Below are 23,050 nucleotides of genomic sequence, written 5' to 3' on the forward strand. Positions count from 1 at the left end.
GTCTCATACGATACATGATTCCTTCATGTACGGTGATCTCCCCTTGACGGCAGGTACCTGGCGTGAGGGCCTTGGCTATCGTTCGGGCTGTGCACGAGACCTCCATGTCGCCTCGCGCGGCACACTCACCCCAGGTCCTTGAGGAAAGCGACTCGCGGACGCGGATCCTGGACGCGGCGGAGGAACTGTTCGCCGGGGGAGGCTACGCGGCCACGCCGACCTCGTTGATCGCCAAGCTGGCGCAGGTGCCCAAGGGCCTGCTGTTCCACTACTTCCCGCGCAAGATCGACGTCCTGGTGGCCCTGGTCGACGAGCGGACGCTGGTGGAGGAGGCCAAAGAGGTCGACGCGGTCCCCGGCGATCCCGCGGGCACGCTGTCCAAGCTCGCGCGGCGGCTCCCGCTGCGGGCCTCACCGGCCATGCGGCGCATCCTGTTCAGGGAGGCCGACACGCACGGATCGGTACGCGAGCGGCTCGGCAGGCTGAACGGGGAGCTCATCGGGCGGGCCCGGTTCGCGCTGGAACTGGCGCTTCCCGGGGCGCGGGGGGACAAGGCCAGGCTGGAGGTGGCGGCGGCGACGTTCGCGGCGGTCCTTCTGTATCAGGAGAACCTCTGCCAGCTCACCGGCCACCAGATCGACCCCGACGCCGTCGCCGACCTCATCGCCCACTCCCTCGCCTGAGGCTCGGCTGCCCGTGGACCTCCGGGCGTCTGGCGCGCAGGCCGGGGCGAGCCCGTCAGGCGGGGGCGAGGTCGCGGGTGAGGGCGGTGAGCTCGTCCATCGCCGCACTCAGGTGGTGCATCAGCCGCCACTCGTCGTCCACGCGGTTGGGGCAGGTGACGATCCCGAAGTCGAGCGCGCCGTCGTAGGAGAAGCAGGTGATGTTGAGCCCGCCGCTCACGTCCGTCAGCACCGACACCGGGTAATACGACAGCACCCGCCCACCGCACAGGTACAGCGGGAACTGCGGCCCCGGCACGTTGCTGATGATCAGGTTGATCGGCGGGAACGCCACGGAGGCGAGCTTGAACACCGCCGGCGTCAACGCCGAGATCGGCGCGGGCAGCATCGCGCACAGCTCGTTCAGCCAGCTCGCCGGCGACATCGCGAACCTGCGCTTGGCCGTGCGCATGGTCTCGCCCGTCGCGATCAGCCGTTCGCGCGCGTCGGCGACGTGAGTCGGCATGGGCGTGATCATGGCGGAGATCTGGTTGCCCACGCAGTCGCGCGCGCTCGCCGTACGCGTGGCGACCGGAACGGCGGCGATCAGCGGCTGGTCGGGCAGCGCGTCATGCTCCTCCAGCCAGGAGCGCAGCGCGGAGGCGCACACCGCCATCACCACGTCGTTGACGCTCATGCCGAAGGTCTTGGCGACGTGCTTGACGTCCTTCAGCGGCACCGAACCGTAGGCGAAGCGCCGCTCGGCGCTGATGGGGCCGTTCAGCGGCGTGCGCGGCGCGGACAGCGACGGCAGTTCGGGGCGTGGCCTGGCGTCGCCCGTGACGAACCGGGCGGCCTTGGCGATCAGCCGCGAACCCGGCAACGTGGCGGCGACGGGGATCGCGTCGAGGTCGCCCGCGGCCCTGGCCAGCGAGCGCACCGCGTTGACCGGATGCGAAGCCGCCCTTACGGCCGCGCCCGCCAGCATGTCGAACAGGTGCGGCGCCTGCGGCGGCGGGCAGGAGGGCGGCTCGACCGAGCGCGGCTCGGGGGAGAGGTCGAGCAGCGTGGCCAGCGTCTCGGCGCCCGACACTCCGTCGATCGCCGCGTGGTGGACCTTGGTGTAGACGGCGACCCTGCCGTCGGCCAGCCCGGTGATCAGGTGCATCTCCCACAGCGGATGCTCGCGGTCGAGGTGGCGGGCGTGGAGCGTGGCGACGGTCTCGGCCAGCTCCGCCTCGCCCCCGGGGGCGGGCAGTTCCACCTCGAACAGATGATTGTCGATCGAGAAGCCGGGGTCGGGCGCCCAGTAGGGAAGGTCGAGGCCGAACGGCACGCCTGCCACCCGCAGGCTCAGCGCCGGTGAGAGGTGCAGGCGCTCCAGCAGGAGGGCCGCCAGGCCCGCGCGCGTGATCGCACCCGATGGAGCGCAGCTCGGGTCGAGAATCGCCACCCCCGCCACATGCGCGGCGGTCGTCGCGGACTCGGCACTCAGGAACTGCGCGTCGAGCGCGGTCAGCTGCGTCATCGGGCCTCCCTCTCCACGATGCGGCCATCGTGACCCGTCAGGATTTCGGGAACGTTTCTGCGAGAGTCTTTCAGATGAATTCCAGGACGCAGACCAGTCATTGTGGAAAGCTTTATGACCTCCCAGCTCAGGTCATCGAAGTGACATTTTCCTATCCACTGGTAACCAGAATAGGATGCCGCACGACCGCGTCGAAGTGGTAGCCGAAGGGATGGCGGGCGCTGCGCAAGGGCTGGCGCGCCCCGGTGTCGTCGACGGCCCTGGCGAGCAGCGCGTGCGGGCCCTCCTCGCGCGGGGTCCACGCGATCCGCCATAGCAGCCACGCGTCGCGCAGATGGCCGCGCCGTTCGGCGAGATGCCAGGTCAGGCCGTTGTCGGCGCTCACCTCGACGTGATGGATACGACCCGTGCCCGACCACGACCTGCCGTACAGGCTGTGCCGCGCGCCGGCTTTCAGCACGGCGGGCCAGGGCAGCTCGAACGCGCTTTTCACCGTCATGGTGGTCACGCCCGGGTAAAAAAGCGTGTTCCATGGCGTGAACAACTCGCTGGTCGAAACTTCGAGGTCGCCGAGCCATTTGACGGAGGCGATTCCGGCCCAGCCGGGGACGATGAGACGGGCGGGAAAACCGTGGTCCGGGGGCAGGGGAGCGCCGTTCATCTCATAGGCGACCAGCACGTCGTCGAGCGCCTTTTCGACCGGGAGCGGGCGGCGCACGTGGCCGAGGTTCTCGCCCTCGTGGATGAACGGCTCGTCGAGGCCCGTGGCCAGCACGTCCACCGCGTCGCCGCGCAGGCCGGCCATCTCCAGCAGGTGCCTGAGCGCGACGCCCTTCCACCGCGCGACGCCGACCGCGCCGAGCCCCCACTGCATGCCTGGGGTCGCCTCGCGCTGCTGCGTGCCGTAGAGGCGGCGGCCGTTGCCGGCGCACTCCAGCGCGACGTCCCTCACGCGGTACGGCATGGCGCGCAGCTGGTCGTAGCCGATCTCCAGGTGGCGGCGCAGGCCCCTGCCGTGCAGGCGCAGCCGCCAGGTGGTGTGGTCGACGCGAGGGGTGGAGGTGTGGTTGCGGACGAAGAATCGGTCATTGGGGGTGTGGTAGCCCCGGCCCGCCATCGCTTCCCAGCGCATCTCCGCGCTGCCTTCGTGGAGGGTGAACAGGTGGGCCGGCAGGGGTTTGACGATGGTGTCGGTCGCTAGCCTCATGGTTCTCCTAATTCCCTACCTCTTAACCATCCAATCCTGGCAGGGAAGACACCTTCGTGTCCCGCAGGTGCGGCGAGCGCGTGCCAGCCGGGCCGGACCCCGCCCTCGGGGACGCGTCCGGAGCGTAGGGTGATCAAGCGGGAAGGGGAACTCGCATGAAGTCATATGTCGTGACCGGAGGCGGCAGGGGCGTCGGACGGGCGATCGTGCGCCGCCTGCGCGAGAACGGCGCCGAGGTGGTCGCCATCGAGATGGACCCCGAAGCCCTGACATGGGCCGACGCGGCAGGCGTGCACGCCGTGACAGGGGACGCGTCCAACGAGGCGGTCGCCGAGCGCGCCGCCGACCTCGCCGAGAAGGCGGGCACCCTCACCGGATGGGTCAACAACGCGGCCGTCTTCAGGGACGCCTCCCTCCACGACACCGGCACGAAGGAGGTCCTCCGGCTCATCGGCGCCAACCTCGACCCCGCCGTCGTGGGCTGCGCGGTGGCGATCAAACGCTTCCTATCGAGCGGCGTCCGGGGCGCGATCGTCAACGTCTCCTCCCACCAGGCGCAGCGGGCGGTGCCGGGCTGCCTGCCGTACGTGACGGCCAAGGCGGCGGTGGAAGGACTCACCAGAGCCCTGGCCGTCGAGTACGGCGCCCGCGGCATCAGGGTCAACGCCGTCGCCCTCGGCTCGATCACCACCGAACGCTACGAGCGCCTCCTCGCCGACCTCGGCCCGGACGAGGCGGCGCAGGTCGAGGCGCAGATGGCCCAGGTACATCCGGTCGGCAGGGTGGGCAGGCCCGAGGAGGTGGCGGCGGTCGTGACGCACCTGCTGTCGGAGGAGGCCGCCTTCATCACCGGCGCCACCGTGCCCGTCGACGGCGGCCGGTCGATCCTCGCCTTCGACCCCGAGGCACACCCACCCGCCCCCTGACCCGTCGAGCCTGACGGCCCGCCCACCTGTGGCGTCGACGCGGCCCGGCCCGCCCACCTTTGGCGTCGACGCGGCCCGGCTCGGCCCGGCCTGTCTTCTCGGCCCGGCCTCCGCCTCCGTCTGGCCCGCACCCTGTCCGGCCACCACCTCTCCCCGCCGCGGGAGCTGTCGTCACCGCCGATCACTCCTCACCCGGAGTCCGCCGGTGCCCCGCGCGGCCGAGGACACCGTCACGCGACGTGCGGCGCCGTCGGAAGGCGGGCCGCGCCGAGCTGCGGCCAGGTCCCATGTCGGGTCGGGGTCGGCCTTCCGGGCGGCCTCCAGATGGGCGGCGGCGCCACGGCGACGTGACCTTCCCGCCGGGCGTTCCCGCAGCCTGGCCACCTCCTGGCGTGATGGAGCGCCCCCCAGGGATGATCAGAGGGGATTCAGCGGCCGAGAAACGCCAGCAGCCTGTCGATCGGCCACGTGTTGATCACGTCGTCGGGTGTCAGCCACGCCCGCTGCGCGATGCCGACGCCGAAGCGCTGGTTGCCCAGGTGTGGGATGGCGTGGGAGTCGCTGTCGATGGAGAACTTCACGCCGTGGTGCTTGGCCAGCCGTACGAGGTCGGAAGGCAGATCCGAGCGGTCGGGGAAGGAGTCGATCTCCATCGCCGTGCCGGTGCGGGCCGCCGCGCGGAAGACCGCCTCCCAGTCGGCGTCGACGGGCTGCCGCTTGCCGATCTTGCGGGTGGTGGGGTGGCCGATGATGTCGACATAGGGGTTCTCGCAGGCGGCGATGAAGCGCCTGGTCATCTCCTCGCGGCTCTGCGTGAAGTGGGAGTGGACCGAGGCGACGCACACGTCGAACTCCCTCAGCACCTCGCCGGGCCAGTCGACCGAGCCGTCGGGGGCGATGTTGAGTTCGGTGCCGTGCAGCAGCCGCATGCCGGTGTAGCGGCCCTGCAGCTTCCGCAGGACGCCGCGCTGCTCGATCGCCTTGTCGAGCGTCATCCGCTGCATGGCCAGGTCGGGCGCGTGGTCGGTGACCGCGTAGTAGGCGTAGCCGAGCGCGTGGCCCGCCGCGACCATGTCCTCCAGCGAGGCGATGCCGTCGGTGAGGTCGGTGTGGGTGTGCAGATCGCCCTTGAGGTCGTCGAGGGTGACCAGGACGGGCAGTTCGCCGCGCAGCGCCGCCCGCACCTCGCCGCCGTCCTCGCGCATCGTCGGCGGCACCCACTGCATGCCGAGCGCCGCGTAGATCTCCTCCTCGGTCTGCGAGGCGATCAGCCGCTCGCCCTCGAACAGGCCGTACTCCGACAGCTTCCAGCCCTTCTTCACCGCCATTTCACGGATGGCGACGTTGTGCTCCTTGGAACCGGTGAAGTAGATCTGCGCGGCCCCCCACGCCTCCGCGGGCACCCTGCGCAGGTCGATCTGGATGCCGCTGGTCGTGCGCACCGAGGTCTTCTTGTCCCCGGAGGCGATCACCTCGGCGACGTACGGCTGCGCCCTGAACTCCTCCATGATCGACTCCGGCGCCACGGCCAGGATGTCGATGTCGCCGATCGTGTCCTTCATCCGCCGCAGCGAGCCCGCGTACGCGAGCCGTTCGGCGCTCAGGGACGCCATGACGCTCTCGGCCAGCGACATCGCCACCCCGATGTGGACCCGGCGGCCCGCCTGCTCCAGCTGCTCGATGCCCTTCACCAGGTTGGCGAGCGTCTTGGGCCCCAGCCCCTTGACGCCGTCGAGCCGCCCCGCGCCGATCGCCTCGGCGAGCGAGGCGGGCGAGTCGATGCCGAACTCCTCGAACAACATGATCGCGGTCTTCGGCCCGAGCGTCGGCACCCTGGTCAGGCTCCGCACGCCGTCGGGCACGCGCTCGCGCAGCGCGTCGAGCTGCCTGAAGCTGCCACGCTGCAGGAACTCCTCCATCTTCAACGCGATCGCCTCGCCGACCCCGGGCACCTTGCGCACGTCGACCTGCGAGATGTCCTCGGGGAACCCGGCGATCGCCTTGGCCGCCTTCTGGTAGCTGCGCACTCTGAAGGCGTCTCCACCGGTGAGCGCGAAGAGCTCCGAATACTCCTGAAGGGCGGCTGCCGCCTCGTCGTTTGCCCGTGCCATGGGGCCCAGCGTAGGGGAACGCTCTGACACTTCCAGATCACGGATCGGCCTGAATTGAATGTCGCCCCTTGTGTCAGATCAGGTGCGATCAGTACGAACGGAACTGAACCTTCTGGAGGAACTCCGTGCGCTTACGTGTTCTGATCCCTCTGCTGTCCGTCCTGCTCCTTCCCTCCGGTACGGCCTCCGCCGACCCCACGCCCCCCGTCAGGGACTTCGGCAACGGCGCCGACCGCAACGAGGAGGCCGCGGGAGTAGCCGAGTCCAAGGCCAAGACCCTTCGCGAGCTCGCACCGGAGCTGTCGTGGCATTCCGACCACGGCCGCGGCTACCCGCGCAGGACCACGCTCCCCATCCCGCCTGAGAACCCCGCCGACGCCTCCATCAAGCTCGGCCTCATCCCGCACCACGCCATCGCCGCCAAGCTCAACCAGCTCCAGGCCGTCGGCGACAGGGTCAGCGCGGAGGTCGTGGGCCGTTCCGCGGGCGGTCGTGACATGTATCTGGTGACGGTCACCGCCCCGGAGAGCGCCGCGGAGACCCGCAGGCAGGAGCAGCTGCGCCGGCAGATCGAGAGCGGCCGTGCCGTCCAGGCGAGGAAGTACAAGGCGCCGGTCTTCGTCAACGGCAACATCCACGGCAACGAGTGGGAGGGGACCGACGCCAACCTGCGCGTCATCGAGGAACTGGCCACCAGTACCTCGCCCCAGATCAAGGACCTGCTCGCGCACACCCGCCTGTACTTCAACATCACCGCCAACCCCGACGGCCGCGTGCTCGGCCAGCGGCCCAACGGCAACGGCTTCGACCTCAACCGCGACTTCGTCACCGCCTCCCAGCCGGAGACCAGGGCGATGCGCCAGATCATGATCGACAACCAGCCCGTCGTCATGATCGACCTGCACGGCTACGTCAACGGCACCCTCGTCGAGCCGACCACCCCGCCGCACGGCGCCAACTACGAGTACGACCTGTTCATCAGGAACGCCTACGCGAACGCGCTCGGCATCGAGCAGGCCATCCTCGCGCTGGGCTACACCCCCGAGAAGGACGGCACGTTCCCGCCGCAGATCCCCTTCCGCGACTCCGCCGAGGGCTGGGACGACTGGCCGCCGATCTTCACCCCGCAGTACGCCCCCTTCCACGGCGCGGTCGCCTCGCACACCATCGAGTTCCCGATGCGGGTCAACGGCAGCGACTACACCACGCAGCCCGTGGCCGAGCTGCAACGCCGTAGCCGCATCAACGTCGACATCGCCTCGGCCGCGATCAGGGCCACCTACACCTTCGTCCAGAACAACAGGGAGAAGCTGGTCGGCGACCAGGTCGAGATGTTCAGGCGCGGCGCCGCGGGCGAGCCCTCCAAGCAGGTGCCCCTCGGCATCGTGCCGGGCTTCGGCCCCGAGGACGTCTACAACACCACCTACCCCCGCGCCTACGCCGTTCCCGCCACGGGCCCCTCGGCCGCGCGCCTGGTCGACCACCTCATCGCCAACGACGTGAAGGTCGACAAGGCCGTCCTGCCGTTCCGCGCCGGCGGCAGGACCTATCCCCCCGGCACCTACGTCGTCGACATGCGCCAGCCCAAGCGCGGCATGGCCAACGTCATGCTGGAGGCGGGCGCCGACATCAGCCCGCGGGTCGATGCGATGTACGACATCTCCGGCTGGAGCCACGGCCTGCTGTGGGGCGCGACGGCCGACCCGATCACCGACCGGCGCTTCCACGTGGCGGCCGTGCCGGTCAGTGCCGCCTCACCCACCGGCTCGGTGCCGCATAGCAGCGGGCCGCTCGCGCTGAAGGTGGACGACGCCAAGGCGGTGCGCGCGCTCAACGACCTGCTCGGCCAGGGCGTGGCCGTCACACTGGCCGCCGACGGCGTCGCGATCGTGCCCGCCTCGGCACGCGAGGCCGCCAGGACCGCCGCCGACCGGTACGGCGTGCCGTTCACCAAGGCACCACAGGCCTCCGGCACCCCGCTGTCCAGCGTGCGGATCGCCGCGGCGGCCTCCGCCGACGAGCTGTTCACACTGCGCGAACTGGGCTTCGCCGTCACCCCCGTCTCGACCGCCGTGCTGAACGCGGGCTTCGACTGGAGCGGCACCGACGTCCTGTTCGTCTCGAGCGGGCTGTCGTACGGCGCGCTCAACCCCGCGGCCAGGACGGCGATCGAGGCCTTCATGGCCAGGGGCGGCGTCGTCACCCGGGGCGGCACCGGCGCGAACTTCAACGCCGCGGCGGGGCTGCTGACCGTCACCGCGGTGGCGGGCCGCGGCGACGCCAACGGCGTGGTCACGGTCTCCTCCACCACCGGCCCCGTCGGCACGGGCTCGCCCGCGCACTCGTTCGTCTACTCGCCCCGCTGGTTCACCGCGCTCGGTCCCGAGGTGAAGGTGGAGCAGTCCTACACCGCCGAAGGGCCGCTGGTCGCGGGCCACTGGCGGGCCAACGCGGACGGCACCGGCGGTCCCGAGGCCGCCAGGGGCCAGGCGGCCGTGGTCAGCGGCAGGGACGAGCGCGGCGCGGCCGTGGTGCTCTTCGGCACCGAGCCGATGTTCCGCAACCACCCCAAGGGCCTGTTCCCGCAGGTGGCCAGGGCACTGTTCTGGACCGCCTCCTCGGCGAAGGTCCTGACCCCGTAGACGGGCTGCGTGGGCGTCCCCCCTCGCCCACGCCGCCGGCACCGCGTGAGCCGGGCCGTACCCCCCTGACGGCCCGGCTCACGCATCCGTCCCGCACGTGCGACGTCACGGCGGCCCGCGGAGTCCTGCTGGAGCGCGCGTGATGGACGGGCGGCCACCGGCGGACCACAGTGGCCGTGGCCGGGCCTGCCGTACACCTGCGGTGAGGAAACCTGCCTCCGGCCGCTTGCGGTGAGGAAATCTGCCCGGCCTGCGCCTGCGGTGACGAAACCTGCGTCCGCGGTCAGGAGACCCGCCTCGGCCTGGCGCAGTCAGAAGCGCACCTCGCGCGGGCGGTACGGCTCGGCGAGGAAGGCGAGCTCCTTCTCGCTGAGTTCCACCGACACCGCCGCCACCGCGTCGTCCACGTGCCTGTCCTTGGTCGCGCCGACGATCGGGGCCGTCACCGCCGGCTGCCGCAGCAGCCACGCCAGCGCCACCTGCGCGGCGGGCAGCTCGCGGTCGCGGGCCACCTCGGCCACCCGCTCCAGGATCAGCCGGTCGTTGTCCGGGTCGTACAGGTAGTCGATCCTGCCGTCCGAGCCGCTGCGCGCGGTGGCCGCCGAGGTCGAGCCTGCGCGGGCCAGCGTGCCGCGCGCCAGCGGGCTCCACGGGATGACCCCGACGCCCTGGTCGGCGCAGAGGGGCAGCATCTCCCGCTCCTCCTCTCTGTAGAGGAGGTTGTAGTGATGCACTTCATGCTAGATGTTGACCATGACGCCGACAGCACCCCCCATCCCTGTCGTCTCCTACGCCCGTATCTCGGCCGACCTCCGGCGCGATGAGCACGGCGTGCAGGATCAGCACAAGGTCAACCGGCAGACGGCTGCCAAGTACGGCTGGACGGTCGTGTGCGAGTTCACCGACAACGACCGGTCGGCGGCGAAGGCCGACATCGTGCGGGACGACTTCGAGGCGATGCTACGCGTGCTGCGGGCGGGCAAACTGCCGAACGGCACTCTCGTGCAGGGCGTGGTCATCGTCGCGGCGGACCGGCTCGCCCGCCGCCCTGGCGACTACGAGCGGTTCGTCGAAGCGATCACCTATCAGGATGGGAGGGTGTTCGCCGACGCTCAGGGCCGCCAGGACCTGTACAGCGAGGACGTGGAGAGCATGGGCCTGTTCGGCGCGGTCATCTCCAAGATGGAGGTCCGCAAGATGCAGCGCAGGATGCGGCGCTCGCACCGGTCCCGCGCCGAGAAGGGAACACCAGCGGGCGGGCCTCGCCCCTTCGGCTGGAAGCCGGATCGCCTCGCCCTGGAGGAGAAGGAAGCCGCTCTGCTGAGCCAGGCGGCCAGGGACTTCCTCGGCGGCCGTTCCGTTCACTCCATCGTGCGGGAATGGCAGGAGAAGGGCGTCAAGACCTCGCTCGGCAACCAGTGGTCCGTCAACTCCCTGAAGATGGCGCTCTGCAACCCCCGCATCTGTGGGCTACGCGAGATCGGCGGTGAACTCGTGCGCGACCCGAACGGCGAGCCGATCCGAGGTCAGTGGACGCCGATCATCACCGTCGACGAGTGGACCGCGATCCGGGCCGTGTTCGACAGCCGCAAGGGGTACTTCGTCGGACGGGACATGAAGATCGTGAAGCCGCATGCGGCGGACTATCGGGACCCCACTTATCTGCTGGCGGGCATCCTGCGGTGCGGTGCCACGCTTCCGGACGGGACGCTGTGCAACACCCCGCTGCGGTCGAACCGCCAGAAGAACGCGGGGCATCACACGTACTGCTGCCTGAGCAAGTCCGAGGGCGGTTGCGGTGGAGTGTCTCGACGCGGCGACAAGGTCGATGAGTACATCTCGGAAGCCGTGCTGGCGAAGCTGGAAGAGAGATCGTTCAGCGCTGCGGCCCAGCAGACCACATGGAGCGGTGAGGCGGATCTGAAGGATGTGCAGGAGCGGATAGACGAGCTGACCCGTCAGTGGAACACCAAGAACATCGGCAACGAGCTGTTCTTCAACCTCATCCCGGGCCTGGAGAAGGAGAAAGCGCGACTGCGAGCGGAAGAGGCGAGCTTCACCGCTTCCGCTGAGACGCGGCAAGCCCGCGCCAACACAAACGTGGCCGAGATCCGGCGACGTTGGTACCTGCCAGAAGCGGAAGGCGGACTCCCTGTTTCGCGGAAGCGCGCTTACATCCGTGAGGCGCTCCACGCAGTGATCGTGTACCCGGCTGGCAAGGGCAACAAGATCTTCGATCCAGATCGGCTTGATCCCATCTGGAAGGAGGGCTGATCGGTAGGACGTCCAAGACGTCTTCCGCACGCTTCCGAGGCTGTCACTCTTACCTCAGGGTGACAGCCTCCTTGCTTTCACACCTATGCAGCCGTAGGCAACCGGACGCCACGGGACGCAGCCGTATGCAGCCGGACGCCAACGGACGTTCTCGCACTCGCTGAGGCGGGAACTTCGGCCTGCGTGAACGCGTCCTCGTAGTGGTACAACCGATCTACGCAGGAAGCTACCGACCCACCCACGGCACGACACAGCGAGCATCTCGGCGAATCACCTCAGGCGCATACACGAGTCCGGGCACACCATCACTTCTCGACCACCGATGATCCGTCGGAGGGCCCCGGCCCGACGGTAGGTGTCCACACAGAGCGCGCCATTCCCACTCTCGCCGCACTCCATCACTGATCTCTCTCGCTGCTGCGCTCCACCCGCCAACGGCTGTCTTCAGGCTGCCCTGACGGCGTGCGCTCCGTCGTGGACGTCAGGTGCGGCGGTGGCTCCACCCACGAGGGAAGGAGGCCACCTGAAACCTGAAACCCCCCTGTCTGCCCAGGAGTGGGGCAGGCAACAAGCCGCTCGATCTCCTCGCTGGTCGGAGGAGAAATGGCAGCGCATCGCCACGGTCCTCGGCGTTTGCGTCGCCCCCGCCTCACTGCCCGACGACGCGTCAGGCAAGGAGGCCGCGTGACCGTGTCCCCTACCTTCTCCTCCGACATGGTGGCCGCGATGGAGCGAGCGGCCATGCCGGACTTCGCCCGCTGGCAACGCATGGTGTACGCCACGGGCGGATGCGCTCAGCCCGTCCGGCTGCACGGCGAGAGGGTCACCCTGGACAGCCGGACGGGTGAAGTCCTGGACGTCTATCGGACTGCCGACGAGCCGACCGGGTTCCTGCTCACGGCGTGCGGCAACCGGCGCGCTTCACGGTGCCCGGCCTGCTCGGCGGTCTACAAGGACGACACCTACCATCTGATCATTTCCGGGCTGCGCGGCGGCAAGGGCGTCCCGGAGGAGGTGAGAGAGCATCCGCGCGTGTTCGCCACCTTCACCGCCCCGTCCTTCGGCGCGGTCCACGCTCACCGAGAGAAAGGAGGCAAGACCCTGCCATGCCGTCCTCGCCGAGACCATCCGATCTGCCCGCACGGACGGTCCGAAGGCTGCGGACGACGGCATGAGCTTGACGACCCGCAGGTGGGGCAACCGCTGTGCGTGGACTGCTACGACTACATCGGGGCTGTGCTGTGGAACGCTCACGCGGGCGCGCTGTGGCGGGAGTTCACCAAGGCCATGCCGTCCGTCCTGGCCCGTCTGCTCGGCATCACCCGGGCGGAACTACGTCGGATGGTCCGGCTGTCGTATGCCAAGGTCGCCGAGTACCAGGCGCGTGGCCTGGTCCACTTCCACGCGGTGATCCGGCTCGACGGACCGGACGGACCAACCGACCAACCACCGGACGGGGTCTCGGTCGAGCTGCTCGACCGGGCGATACGCCAGGCCGCTCAACAGAGTGCCGTCCGAGTGACGGACGGACTGTCGCTGACCGTTCGCTGGGGTGATCAGCTCGACGTCCGACCGGTGTACGTCTCGCCCGACCTGGAGGGCGTGAGCGATCAGCGGGTGGCAGCGTACGTGGCCAAGTACGCCACCAAGGGTGCCGAATCGGCCGGAACCGTCGACCGCCCGATCCGGCAGCCGTGGGAGATCGCGCGGCTGAAGGTGTCCGAGCATGCCCGTCGCATGATCTACACGTGTTTCAGCCTGGCTGACCTTCCTCCGTACCGAGAGCTGCTGCTTCGGCAGTGGTCCCACATGCTCGGCTATCGGGGCCACTTCTCCACCAAGTCACGCCACTACTCGATCACCCTCGGAGACCTCCGGCAGGCACGAGCGGACTACCGCGCCGAGCAAGCCCGCATCTTCCTCGGCCTCCCCGCCCTCGACCCAGACAAGACCCTCACTGTCGCCGAATGGCGCTATGCCGGGAGCGGCCTCCGCAACGGAGAGCCCTTCTGGGCGGAACTCGCCCGCCAACGCATCGCCACAGCGCGTCGCATCGCACTCGAACGAGACAAGCACGTGGCCTGATCGGGGCTCCGCACGGGCAGCACATGACGCACGACTGAGCCCGAGATAGGTGTTAGCGCTAGCGCCTCACCTGCTAGCGCTAGCACCCCCGCTAGCAGCCCAACCGGGCGTTGATCTGGCCGTTAGCAGCTAGCAGCCGATACCCGACAAGCTCCATGTAACTGAAATCCGGGTTATCGCGCCCCTCGACGTGCCTCTAGACCTAGTGGGGCAGCCCTCTAGGTCTAGAGGTGCCTCTAGAGGCTCATAACCGCCCTGACCAGCGGTCTAGAGGCTAGAGGCGCTCAGTCGCGTTGAGCTCCTTCGGGCCAGATGACCCGGATGCGTACCCCTCGCCGTCGTGCCTCTGCCACCACGTCAGCGGTTCCGCCGTAGCCTCGGGCAGGCTTGCCGTCCCAGACGGCGAACAGTTCGTCGGCGTGGTCGAGCATGCGACGGCTGGCGACCATGTGGGATTCGGACGTGGACTCGACGAACTCCAGCCGATGAACCTGGGCGGCGCGGCTCGCCAGCGCGTCATACTCCGGGTGGGCCTCGACTGGTAGACCGTCTCGGTACTGCTCGGCTGGGACCACAGCCTCCAGAACGCCGCCGAGATCGAGGACCGCGCGGGCGAAGATCTGATCAGCTCCGTCCGCCAGGCAGGACAGGCCGGTGATCGCGGGAGCGTGCTCGGCCAGGGCCTTGCGTATCGCGTCGTCGATCAGCGTGACGGTCTGGGACGGTAGGCCGCGATGGCCGGAGACAGCAATGCGGATCATGACCCTCCTAGAGGAGCGTGGCCTGTAGACGTTCGTCGAACGCGCGCACACTCGCCGTCTTCGGACCGTTGTAGGTCCTACGGAAGCGCCTGGCGCGATGGATCACCCGTTCCGAACCATAGGTGATCCCCACGGTGAGGGCGTTGGACGCCAGATGGAACGCCTCGTCATGGTGCCCGGACAGGGCCTTGGCGGTCGCGATCTCGGTCATCAGCACACCGCGTTGCTTGGCGGCGGGCTGGGCGGATGACAGCGACTCGGCGAACGCGGCCACGGCTTCCTCAGGACGGTCCAGCCGCACCATGACCAGGGCTCGATAGCCCGCGAGTTTGGCGTGGTCGAACGGGAACACCCACGGCCACGGCGGCGCGGTAGCTCGTTCGCTGGCCGTCACCGCTGACTCCGCCATCCGCAACGCCATGAGAGCCGAGGGCGCGTCGTGGGCGCTTGCGTGGCCGAGAGCCTCGATGCTGGACATCCAAGCGCGCGCGGTGGCCGGTGGTCGCTCGCCGAGTTCCTTTCGCGCGTGGGCGAGCAGCCCCAGGGCCAGCGTGGGGTCATCGGCGTCGATCTCGAACGCCGCCAGGCTGCCGATCATGTAACCAGCGAGCAGCGAATGCCCTGCCTGGCGGGCGCTGTCGATGGCCAGGCGGTAGTAGGTACGGGCGGTGCCGGTGTCGTGCATGTCGGCGTGTACCCATGCGGCGAACCCGGCAGCCTCGCTCAGCCCTGCCCGAATGTCACCTGCGAAGTGGGAGCGGGACGCACGGTTGAGGATGCGGCTCGCGAGATCGACGTGAGCCATCGCTCCCTTGGCCAGTTCGCGAGCTGGGGTATTGGCTTCCAAGCGGCGCTGTGCACCGGTGATGCTGGTCAAGGTCGGCGCGGTGGTCTCGTCCACCTCCGCGCGTTTGGGCAGTGCCACACCCACGAGTGCGGTCAGAGCCACCGCCTTGCCGAATTCTCTGCGCTTCGTCGGATCGTCATCTCCTCGGGCACCGAACCGGAGCATATGAAGCGGGACCCCGATTCGGATGGATATCTCCCGCACCTGGTCCACGGTGAGCGGTAGGCGACCGCGCAGCACCTTGGACACCCAGCTCTGGGAGTAGCCGACCGCCTCGGCAAGCTCGGCCTGTGTCCATCCGTTCGCCTGCCGTATCTCGGCGAGGATGGCCGCTAAGTCGCACTCGGCCAGAGCGGCGGCTACGGCGGGCGTAGACCAGAACTGAGGCGGTAGATGGCCTTGTGTCTGGGTCACAACGCTAGGTTAGGCCGCCAAGTGCGGCGGCACCGATATTCCTGACGAGAATATCCACAGCACCCTCAGTGCTACCGCGTTCACCTGCGGACATGCCCCGCGTGATGATCGCCCCATGAGCGCACCCCCACAGCACACGCTGCCGGTCGCCTCGCCCGGTGGCCCCCCTCCTCCCCTCGGTGATGCGGAACGGCTGGCCTCCGCTCTCGCAAGGCACGGAATAGCCGCCGACGTCCACGACGGCTACGGCCTCGCCTTGATCTCGGTATGGGTCGGCTTGGTCGTGTGGTGTGACGGCGAGCGCTTCTGGTGGCGCGCGGGATGGGATGCCATGAGGAAGCGCGTCGTCTACGCATGGCATCCGGCGATAGAGCCTGTCCGGGCTGCCCGCCGTATCGCCTTCCGGTACGCCGACCTCCGAGCGGCGCAGCCGCCGTTCGAGCTGATCACGGAGGTCCTGTGATCATCGCCGCGACTGGCCTACAAGTGGGGGACAGCCTGGCGTTCGTGCGGGTCCCCGAGGACGCGCCGCACCACATCAGGCCGCTATCCACTCGACGTCGAAAGCATGCGAACAGACCGTTCTGGCACCTGTGGAACCGCTGGCACCTGTGGGGCTCCGTCATCGAGATGGAACGGGTGCTGAGGCATGCTCCCAGCGACGCGCGCGACTGTGAGCGAGTGGTGTGGGCCTGGTGCGACTTCGGTACCGCTTCGATCATGGTGCACATCCCCGCCGACGACCTGATCTTGATCCAACGCCCGGAACGGGCCCCGGTCGGCGTCGCACCCGATGCGTGGCTGACCACCCCTTAGACGGCGCGGTGGTGCGGTGTGTCCCCTTCAACCGCAGGGGAGGGGATGCCCCCGTCTCCGCATCACCGCGTCCTCAGGGGCGGGTGCGGCAGCGTGGTTGATCTTCAGCCTTTAGGGTGGCTGGAGGCCCACACATCCCACGCTGCCGTACCTCCCCTCAATTGGACGCCTGTACGATCACCTGGCGGTACCCGGGTAGCTCGATGGCAACCCGACCCGGAGCGCAGGGCCGCCAGGCCCGAGCACCGGAAGCGGGGCGGCAGTTCTGATCTTGAGGTCGGCATGGAATGCTTTCGGCCATGACGAAACCGGATGAAGTACCCCAGACACGAAATTCTCAGGTAGAAAACCTGCGCAACATGGGCACTGCGGCGATCGCCCTCGGGCTGCTCATCTCTGTGGCCTTGCCCTTCACCTTCGGATTAGCCATGCCTGTGTGGCTGATGAGCGCGATTGCGCTGCTCGTGCTGGTAGGTGTAGGTCTTCGGATCGAGGCCGCGATCAGGGACCGGCCGCAGCGCTAGGTGCTCTGCCCTGACCCTCGCAGGTTGCCGAAAAGGGAGTCCTCAGGCGGCCACCAGGACGACTTGGGACGCGACCGCAGATCGCTACACGCGTGGGCTGTTGCTCGTCGGGGCCGACCGACCGCGTGCGGTGGCGGGCGCGTACGGCCCCCTAGGGCCGCATGCGCAAGCCCGCCTGGCCGCAAAGCGGGCGGGCGGCCCCGAGGCGAGCGAAGCGAGCCCTTGACCCTGTAGAGATAGTTGTCGCCGAGCCGCTCCATTGAGTACAGAGTCGATCTTGAATGGAGTGCACGAGGTAGGCGGCCAATGTGGCAAACATGCAGGCCAGCGGCTCTGTGAGGGCTGGCTGGCGGGCCATCTCAAGCGGCAAGAGCGTACGTCCATTCCTTCCCGCATGAAGTGAACCACTTGTTGTAGTGGTTCTGCATCGCGACGAATCTCGTCCAGCCGTTGGCCTCGGCGACGTGCTGGGCCTTCGCGAACTGCCACGCCCACATGGACGAGGCGCCGATGTAGCGGGCCTTGCCCGCCTTGACCACATCGTGCAGCGCCTCCATGGTCTCCTCGATGGGCGTCTCGTCGTCCCACCGGTGGATCTGGTACAGGTCCACGTAGTCGGTGCCGAGCCGCTCGAGCGAGGCGTCGATCGCCGCGTGGATGTGCTTGCGGGAAAGTCCCCGGTCGTTGACCGCCTTGCCGACGGGGAAGTAGACCTTCGTCGCCAGAACGTAGTCCTCACGCCTGGGGAAGATCTCGCGCAGCAGCTTGCCGGTCACGACCTCGCTGGCGCCTGCGGTGTAGACGTCGGCGGTGTCGAAGAAGGTGACGCCCGCCTCTGCCGCCCGCCTGACGATCGGTTCGGCCTGCTCCTACGTGAGCACCCAGTCCCACTGCTCGGGGTCGCCGTAGCTCATCATGCCCAGGCAGATCCTGGAGACCTTCAGACCGGTGCTGCCAAGCCTCGTGTAGTCCATGAGTGTCACTTTATGGGGGCTTGATGGGGGGAATAGCGATCAGAACGAATTATCGGGAATGCACATCTAACCCGGAATGGCCTCGGGGGCTAACACAGGTGAGGTGTCAATGGTCTCGGTCAAGCGCGCAGCTGCCAAGCTCCTGTTCGGAGCCCGCTACGACAAGGTGCCATGGGGGCAGCGAGTCTACGTCCGCCCTGGTGAGCGCCTGGTTCGTGAGGCGCAATGGCGCATCAAGGTCGCGGGGGCGAAGACCATGCCCCTGGCCGAATACCGGCGGAGAGTGCCGCTCGGGGAGATCGAGGAATTCCTCTCGTGCATGATGTGCGGCGAGTCCAGGCAGCAGCCGCTGTTCGAGCCGACGGGCGGAAACGGCTGGCGTTACCGCGTCGTCCGCTGCCCCTCGTGCGGCTTCCTCTACCGCAACCCCAACATCAGGCCCGAACGGCTGGCCGACCTGTACGCCGACTCCTACAGCAGCTTCCTGACCGGCAAGTACGCCGAGAACCGGCAGCGCCGATACCGCCTCACGATGGACGCCTTCTCCCCGGTCTTCGACGACGGCAAGGGCAGGCGGCTGCTCGACTTCGGCTGTGGTGCGGGACTGTTCCTCGAACTGGCCGAGCAGCGCGGCTTCGACGCCGTCGGCGTGGACCTGTCGCCCGACTCCGTCGAGCAGGCCAACGCCAGGCTCTCGCACGCCAGGGCCTACTTCGGCGCGCCCGAGGACGTGCCGGAGATCGCGGCAGGCGGGTTCGACGTCATCACGCTGTGGTCGGTGCTGGCGCACCTGCCCCGGCCGCTGGAGGACTTCGAGCGGTTCAGGAGCCTGCTGGCGCCCGGGGGCGTGCTGCTGATCCTCACGGTGAACGCGAGCTCCCTGCTGCTCAAGGCCTACGCGTCGGCGTGGAGCGGCTTCACCAAGAACCACCTCATGTTCTACTCCTCGCGCACGCTGCCGACGCTGCTGCGCCGTACGGGCTTCGCCGGGGTGGCGTACGCCCCGCACTACGGCGACACGATCGAGGAGGGCACCACGAGGCTTCCCGAGGCGATGCGCGTCAGGTTGCGGCGCGCCGTGGAGAGCAGCGACGGCGGCAACATGATGCGGGCTCTGGCCTTCGCCGACGACAAGGCGATCGAGACGTGGCGCGGGACGCTGGGGGTGCGCAGGCTCAAGGCGTGATCATCGTCACGCCCGGTACCGAACCGATCGAGGCCAGCGCCTTGCCCGCGTCGGCCAGGCCGATCGTGCGGGTGACGAGCTGGTCGGGATGGAGGATGCCCGCCCTGATCAGCTCGAGCATCGGTCCGTAGGCGTGGGCCGCCATGCCGTGACTGCCGAGCAGGCGCAGCTCGTGGGCGATCACCCTGCCCATCGGCAGGGGCGTGCGCTCGTCCGGCAGCAGTCCCACCTGCACGTGGCGGCCCCTGCGGCGCAGGCTCTCGATCGAGGCGGCGGCCGTCGAGGGGCTGCCGAGCGCGTCGATGGACAGGTGCGCGCCGCCCCTGGTCAGCTCCCTCACCTGGGCGGCGGCATCGCCTGAGGAGGCGTTGACGAAGTGGGTGGCGCCGGCCCGCTCGGCCAGGTGGAGCGCGTCGGTGCTGACATCGACGGCCACGACCCTGGCCCCCGCCGCGGTGGCGATCATGATGGCCGACAGGCCCACGCCTCCGCAGCCGTGCACGGCCACCCACTCGCCGGGCTTGGCCTCGCCGACGTGCGCGACGGCGCGGAAGGCGGTGGCGAAGCGGCAGCCGAGGCTGGCCGCCGTGGTGAAGGCCATCTCCTCGGGCAGCGCGATGAGGTTGACGTCGGCGTGGTCGATGGCGACCTGGTCGGCGAAGGAGCCCCAGTGGGTGAAGCCCGGCTGCGTCTGGCGCTCGCACACCTGCTGCTCGCCCGCGGCGCAGGCCGCGCACGAGCCGCACGCGCAGATGAAGGGGACGGTGACCCTGTCGCCCTCGCGCCACTCGCGCACGTCGGAGCCGACCGCCGCGACCACGCCGGCCAGCTCGTGCCCCGGCACGTGGGGGAGTGAGGTGATGTCGGGGTCGTGGCCCTGCCAGCCGTGCCAGTCGCTCCTGCACAGGCCCGTCGCCGCCACCTCGATCACCACACCGTGGGGCGAGGGGGAGGGGTCGGGCGCCTCCCGAACGTCGAGATCGCCGCCGAACAGGTCGAACATCACCGCGCGCATCTCATGAGCTTAGAGTGACCTCCCGCAGCCTGCGCAAGGCCCGGTGCGAGGGAGAACCCGGTTCGGTGGTGTACAGGACGAGCCGCAGGTCCTCACGGTCGGGCACCGGCAGGACCTGGCAGATCGCGTCGATCACGCCGGCGACGGGATGGGTGACGCGCTTGCGCTGCTCCCTCCGCACCTCCACCTCGTGCATCGCCCACAGCCGCGCGAACTCGGGGCTGAGCGCCAGCATCTCGGCGACCAGCGCCTGGATGTCCGCGTCGTCGGGGTAGCGGCCCGCCGCCCAGCGCAGGTCGGCCACCGACGCCCTGGCGAAGCGGCTCTTCTCCTCGTCGCCCAGGTGCTCGGCCAGGTCGGGGGAGCGGAAGACCCAGCGGATGACGTTCAGGTCCTCGACCGGCTGGCTGTCGAGGTCGCCCATGAGAGCGCTCGCCAGCGGGTTCCACGCCAGGATGTCGTACTTCGCGTCGAGGACGTAGGCGGGCACCTCCTCGAGGAAGGCGATCAAGTGCATGGTCCCCGGCGGGACGTCGCCGCGCCTGCGCGCGGGCTCCAGTTCCTGGCCGGCCAGGTGGAACAGGTGCGCGCGCTCGTCCGTCGTCAGCATCAGCGCCCTGGCCAGCGCGTTGAGCACCTGCCGCGAGGGGTGCGGTCCCCTGGCCTGCTCCAGGCGGATGTAGTAGTCGATCGACATGCCCGCCAGCTGCGCCACTTCCTGTCTGCGCAGTCCGGGGGTACGGCGGCGCTCCCCGCCGGGCAGGCCCACCTCGTGCGGCCTCACCCGCTCCCGTCGGCTGCGAAGGAATCCGGCCAGCTCGTCACGCTTCATGCCGCCCAGTCTTCACCAGGTCGGCGATGCGTGGGTGGTACCGCCGATCCCAGCCTCCCCGGGTCTCTCCCGCCCCGTCACCGATCGCGCGAGGGTGCAGGACATGACCACAGCACTCATCACAGGCGCCAACAAGGGCATCGGCTTCGAGATCGCCAAGCAGCTCGGCGAGCGCGGCATCACCGCGATCGTCGGAGCGCGCGACGAGGAACTCGGCAGGGCCGCCGCCGAGCGGCTCGGCCAGCCGTACGTCAGGGTGGAGGTCACCGACGCCGGCAGCGTGCAGGCCGCCGCCAAGTGGATCGAGCAGGAGTACGGCTCGCTCGACATCCTCGTCAACAACGCGGGCATCACCGTCTGGCAGGAGGACGCCAGGCCCAGCGCGACCTCTGCCGACGTCCTCCGCCAGGTGTATGAGGTGAACGTGTTCGGCGTCGCCGTCACCAACGCGATGCTGCCGCTGCTGCGCCGCTCGGCGGCGGGCAGGATCGTCAACATGTCGAGCGAGCTCGGCTCCCTCGCGATGGCCATGGATCCCGAGACTCCCTGGTGGCCCTACAACCTGGTCGCCTACAACTCCTCCAAGACCGCGCTCAACATGGTCACCGTGTCGTACGCCAAGGAGCTGTGGGAGACCCCCATCAAGGTCAACGCCGCCAACCCCGGCTACTGCGCCACCGACCTCAACGCGAACACGGGGTTCCGCACGGCGGAGCAGGGCGCGGCGATCGCCGTCCACCTGGCCACCCTCGACGCCGAAGGCCCCACCGGCACGTACCTGCAGGACGACGGACCGCTTCCCTGGTGAGGTGTGGACCCTTGCCTGTCGGACAGTAAGGGAGGCATGGGACAAGACGTTGACAAGGAGCGGTTCTCCGAGGCGGAGTACACCCGCTTCGGCCGGCGCCTCACGGAGCAGCTCGGGGAGCTTCGCGAGTTGCTCGGCAGACCGGGCTTCGGTGAAGGCCCCGCGACCGTCGGAGCCGAGCTCGAGCTCTTCCTGATCGACGAGCGCGGACGGCCGCTGCCGCGCAACGCCGAGGTGCTGGAACTGCTCGGCGACGACCGGCTGACCGTGGAGCTCGGCCGCTACAACGTGGAGGCGAATCTCACGCCGCTTCCGCTGGAGGGGCGCCCCTTCGAGAGGATGGCGGCCGAGACGCAGGAGCTGACGAGGGCCGTCGACGGCGCGGTCGGCTCGCTGGGCGGCGGGGGAGCGCTGCCGATCGGCATCCTGCCCACGCTCGGCACCGGCGACTTCACCCAGGCCGCCATCAGCGACGAAGCCCGCTACCGGGCGTTGAGCAGGGGGATGCGGCGGCTGCGGCTGGAGCCGTTCATCGTCAGGATCGACGAGCTGGAACTGGAGGTGCAGGACGTCATCCTGGAGGCGGCCAACACCTCCTGGCAGGTTCACCTGCGTACCCCTGCCTCCTCCTTCGCCAGGACGTACAACGGCGCACAGCTCGCCATCGGCCCCGTGCTCGCCGCATGCGGCAACTCGCCGTTCTTCCTCGGCAGGCAGTTGTGGGAGGAGACCAGGATCGCGCTGTTCGAGGAGGCGGCCGACGACCGAGACGTCGGCCGCCGCTTCCGCAGGGACGGCCGCGTCACCTTCGGCTCCGACTGGGTGCGGGAAGGGGCCTACGAGCTGTTCGAGCGGTGCGTGCGCGACTACGAGCCGGTGATCCCGGCGCTGTCGTCGGGTGGCGAGCTGGCCGAGCTCAGACTCCACATGGGCACGGTGTGGCAGTGGAACAGGCCCGTGCTCGACCCCACCGGCGAGGGCCACCTGCGCATCGAGTTCCGCGCCCTGCCGGCCGGGCCCACCTGCGCCGACATGGCCGCCAACAGCGCCTTCCTGCTGGGGCTCACGCTCGCGCTGGCCGAGAAGGACCTGACCGCGCTGCCGTTCGGCGACGCCTACCAGAACTTCTACCGGGCGGCCATGGGAGGGCTGCAGGCCAAGCTCTCTTGGGAGGGGCGCGAGGTGCTCGCCGCCGACCTGGTGCTGTCGTTGCTGCCCGAGGCCAGGGCGGCGCTGCTCAAGGCGGGCGTCGAGCCGTCCGACGCCGACCTGGAGATCATCGCACAGCGGGTACGGCTGGGCCGCACGGGAGCGGTGTGGCAGCGCGAGGCGATGGACGAGCTGGGAGGTGACAGCGAGGCGATGGTGAGGCGCTACCACGAGAACGCGCTAACCGGCCTTCCCGTGCACATGTGGCGTTAACCGAACCAGAGGCCCC

The 23,050-nt window shown here is 69.2% G+C and carries 19 protein-coding genes and 1 pseudogene; 11 read left to right on the top strand and 9 right to left on the bottom strand.

Going from position 1 to position 23,050, the window contains the following annotated elements:
* Positions 1-89: 89 nt before the first annotated feature.
* Positions 90-683 (top strand): TetR/AcrR family transcriptional regulator, encoded by a 594-nt coding sequence (locus ACFSKW_RS22685; protein WP_379574329.1) that lies wholly within the window; start codon positions 90-92, stop codon positions 681-683.
* A 55-nt stretch (positions 684-738) separates the two neighbouring features.
* Here ACFSKW_RS22685 and ACFSKW_RS22690 read toward each other — a convergent pair whose 3' ends face one another.
* A complete protein-coding gene (locus ACFSKW_RS22690; RefSeq protein ID WP_379574330.1) occupies positions 739-2,190 on the bottom strand; it encodes a WS/DGAT/MGAT family O-acyltransferase in 1,452 nt (483 codons plus the stop codon).
* A gap of 151 nt (positions 2,191-2,341) precedes the next feature.
* The gene (locus tag ACFSKW_RS22695) at positions 2,342-3,397 is read right to left on the bottom strand and encodes a sulfite oxidase (RefSeq protein WP_379574331.1); all 1,056 of its coding nucleotides are present in this window, start codon (positions 3,395-3,397) and stop codon (positions 2,342-2,344) included.
* A 155-nt stretch (positions 3,398-3,552) separates the two neighbouring features.
* Here ACFSKW_RS22695 and ACFSKW_RS22700 point away from each other — a divergent pair, with 155 nt between their 5' ends.
* Positions 3,553-4,323 (top strand): SDR family NAD(P)-dependent oxidoreductase, encoded by a 771-nt coding sequence (locus ACFSKW_RS22700; RefSeq protein WP_379574332.1) that lies wholly within the window; start codon positions 3,553-3,555, stop codon positions 4,321-4,323.
* A gap of 428 nt (positions 4,324-4,751) precedes the next feature.
* Here ACFSKW_RS22700 and polX read toward each other — a convergent pair whose 3' ends face one another.
* A complete protein-coding gene (gene polX, locus ACFSKW_RS22705; protein ID WP_379574333.1) occupies positions 4,752-6,434 on the bottom strand; it encodes a DNA polymerase/3'-5' exonuclease PolX in 1,683 nt (560 codons plus the stop codon).
* A 125-nt stretch (positions 6,435-6,559) separates the two neighbouring features.
* Here polX and ACFSKW_RS22710 point away from each other — a divergent pair, with 125 nt between their 5' ends.
* Entirely contained in the window at positions 6,560-9,076 is a 2,517-nt protein-coding gene (locus tag ACFSKW_RS22710) for a M14 family zinc carboxypeptidase (RefSeq protein WP_379574334.1), read from the top strand.
* 311 nt (positions 9,077-9,387) lie between these two features.
* On the opposite strand, the gene ACFSKW_RS22715 is transcribed toward ACFSKW_RS22710, so the two are convergent.
* Complete coding sequence (locus ACFSKW_RS22715; RefSeq protein WP_379574335.1) at positions 9,388-9,810, bottom strand: aldo/keto reductase; 423 nt, start codon at positions 9,808-9,810, stop codon at positions 9,388-9,390.
* A 19-nt stretch (positions 9,811-9,829) separates the two neighbouring features.
* Between ACFSKW_RS22715 and ACFSKW_RS22720 the strand changes: the two genes are divergently transcribed.
* On the top strand, positions 9,830-11,350 hold the full coding sequence (locus ACFSKW_RS22720) for a recombinase family protein (protein WP_379574336.1): 1,521 nt from the start codon (positions 9,830-9,832) through the stop codon (positions 11,348-11,350).
* 684 nt (positions 11,351-12,034) lie between these two features.
* On the top strand, positions 12,035-13,435 hold the full coding sequence (locus ACFSKW_RS22725; protein WP_379574337.1) for a replication initiator: 1,401 nt from the start codon (positions 12,035-12,037) through the stop codon (positions 13,433-13,435).
* Positions 13,436-13,719: 284 nt separating this feature from the next.
* Here the strand turns inward: ACFSKW_RS22725 and ACFSKW_RS22730 are convergent, their stop codons facing one another.
* Both ACFSKW_RS22730 and ACFSKW_RS22735 read right to left on the bottom strand, forming a co-directional pair.
* Positions 13,720-14,196, bottom strand: a complete 477-nt coding sequence (locus ACFSKW_RS22730) for a hypothetical protein (RefSeq protein WP_379574338.1) — start codon at positions 14,194-14,196, stop codon at positions 13,720-13,722.
* A gap of 7 nt (positions 14,197-14,203) precedes the next feature.
* On the bottom strand, positions 14,204-15,457 hold the full coding sequence (locus ACFSKW_RS22735) for a multiprotein-bridging factor 1 family protein (protein WP_379574339.1): 1,254 nt from the start codon (positions 15,455-15,457) through the stop codon (positions 14,204-14,206).
* A 115-nt stretch (positions 15,458-15,572) separates the two neighbouring features.
* Here ACFSKW_RS22735 and ACFSKW_RS22740 point away from each other — a divergent pair, with 115 nt between their 5' ends.
* The 3 genes from ACFSKW_RS22740 to ACFSKW_RS22750 all read left to right on the top strand — a co-directional run bounded on the left by ACFSKW_RS22740 (position 15,573) and on the right by ACFSKW_RS22750 (position 16,797).
* Positions 15,573-15,920 (top strand): hypothetical protein, encoded by a 348-nt coding sequence (locus ACFSKW_RS22740; RefSeq protein WP_379574340.1) that lies wholly within the window; start codon positions 15,573-15,575, stop codon positions 15,918-15,920.
* Entirely contained in the window at positions 15,917-16,273 is a 357-nt protein-coding gene (locus tag ACFSKW_RS22745; protein WP_379574341.1) for a hypothetical protein, read from the top strand. Before ACFSKW_RS22740 ends, ACFSKW_RS22745 begins: the two co-directional genes overlap by 4 nt.
* Before the next feature lie 299 nt (positions 16,274-16,572).
* A complete protein-coding gene (locus ACFSKW_RS22750; protein WP_379574342.1) occupies positions 16,573-16,797 on the top strand; it encodes a hypothetical protein in 225 nt (74 codons plus the stop codon).
* Positions 16,798-17,207: 410 nt separating this feature from the next.
* Here ACFSKW_RS22750 and ACFSKW_RS22755 read toward each other — a convergent pair.
* Positions 17,208-17,771: pseudogene (locus ACFSKW_RS22755) on the bottom strand (aldo/keto reductase); the annotation flags it as partial.
* Positions 17,772-17,880: 109 nt separating this feature from the next.
* Here ACFSKW_RS22755 and ACFSKW_RS22760 point away from each other — a divergent pair.
* Entirely contained in the window at positions 17,881-18,957 is a 1,077-nt protein-coding gene (locus ACFSKW_RS22760) for a class I SAM-dependent methyltransferase (RefSeq protein ID WP_379574343.1), read from the top strand.
* On the opposite strand, the gene ACFSKW_RS22765 is transcribed toward ACFSKW_RS22760, so the two are convergent.
* Together ACFSKW_RS22765 and ACFSKW_RS22770 are read right to left on the bottom strand one after the other, a co-directional pair.
* Complete coding sequence (locus ACFSKW_RS22765) at positions 18,947-19,972, bottom strand: zinc-dependent alcohol dehydrogenase family protein (RefSeq protein WP_379574344.1); 1,026 nt, start codon at positions 19,970-19,972, stop codon at positions 18,947-18,949. The two genes, ACFSKW_RS22760 and ACFSKW_RS22765, sit on opposite strands and share 11 nt — an antisense overlap.
* Position 19,973: 1 nt before the next feature.
* A complete protein-coding gene (locus ACFSKW_RS22770) occupies positions 19,974-20,804 on the bottom strand; it encodes a helix-turn-helix transcriptional regulator (RefSeq protein WP_379574345.1) in 831 nt (276 codons plus the stop codon).
* A gap of 103 nt (positions 20,805-20,907) precedes the next feature.
* Here ACFSKW_RS22770 and ACFSKW_RS22775 point away from each other — a divergent pair, with 103 nt between their 5' ends.
* A complete protein-coding gene (locus tag ACFSKW_RS22775) occupies positions 20,908-21,612 on the top strand; it encodes an SDR family oxidoreductase (RefSeq protein ID WP_379574346.1) in 705 nt (234 codons plus the stop codon).
* Between the two features lie 36 nt (positions 21,613-21,648).
* Positions 21,649-23,034: a glutamate-cysteine ligase family protein gene (locus ACFSKW_RS22780; protein WP_379574348.1), complete on the top strand. Its 1,386-nt coding sequence runs from the start codon at positions 21,649-21,651 to the stop codon at positions 23,032-23,034.
* The last annotated feature ends 16 nt before the right edge of the window (positions 23,035-23,050 follow it).

Origin of the sequence: Nonomuraea mangrovi (genome assembly GCF_042681425.1) — a bacterium.
Taxonomy (GTDB): Bacteria; Actinomycetota; Actinomycetes; order Streptosporangiales; family Streptosporangiaceae; genus Nonomuraea; species Nonomuraea mangrovi.

Excerpts from the sequence above, each read along its gene's own strand:
- ACFSKW_RS22730 (WP_379574338.1), bottom strand. The coding sequence starts at position 14,196 with ATGATCCGCATTGCTGTCTCCGGCCATCGCGGCCTACCGTCCCAGACC.
- ACFSKW_RS22750 (WP_379574342.1), top strand. The coding sequence starts at position 16,573 with ATGACGAAACCGGATGAAGTACCCCAGACACGAAATTCTCAGGTAGAA.
- ACFSKW_RS22780 (WP_379574348.1), top strand. The coding sequence starts at position 21,649 with ATGGGACAAGACGTTGACAAGGAGCGGTTCTCCGAGGCGGAGTACACC.
- ACFSKW_RS22690 (WP_379574330.1), bottom strand. The coding sequence starts at position 2,190 with ATGACGCAGCTGACCGCGCTCGACGCGCAGTTCCTGAGTGCCGAGTCC.
- ACFSKW_RS22720 (WP_379574336.1), top strand. The coding sequence starts at position 9,830 with ATGACGCCGACAGCACCCCCCATCCCTGTCGTCTCCTACGCCCGTATC.
- ACFSKW_RS22770 (WP_379574345.1), bottom strand. The coding sequence starts at position 20,804 with ATGAAGCGTGACGAGCTGGCCGGATTCCTTCGCAGCCGACGGGAGCGG.
- polX (WP_379574333.1), bottom strand. The coding sequence starts at position 6,434 with ATGGCACGGGCAAACGACGAGGCGGCAGCCGCCCTTCAGGAGTATTCG.
- ACFSKW_RS22740 (WP_379574340.1), top strand. The coding sequence starts at position 15,573 with ATGAGCGCACCCCCACAGCACACGCTGCCGGTCGCCTCGCCCGGTGGC.
- ACFSKW_RS22760 (WP_379574343.1), top strand. The coding sequence starts at position 17,881 with ATGGTCTCGGTCAAGCGCGCAGCTGCCAAGCTCCTGTTCGGAGCCCGC.
- ACFSKW_RS22700 (WP_379574332.1), top strand. The coding sequence starts at position 3,553 with ATGAAGTCATATGTCGTGACCGGAGGCGGCAGGGGCGTCGGACGGGCG.
- ACFSKW_RS22695 (WP_379574331.1), bottom strand. The coding sequence starts at position 3,397 with ATGAGGCTAGCGACCGACACCATCGTCAAACCCCTGCCGGCCCACCTG.
- ACFSKW_RS22775 (WP_379574346.1), top strand. The coding sequence starts at position 20,908 with ATGACCACAGCACTCATCACAGGCGCCAACAAGGGCATCGGCTTCGAG.
- ACFSKW_RS22765 (WP_379574344.1), bottom strand. The coding sequence starts at position 19,972 with ATGCGCGCGGTGATGTTCGACCTGTTCGGCGGCGATCTCGACGTTCGG.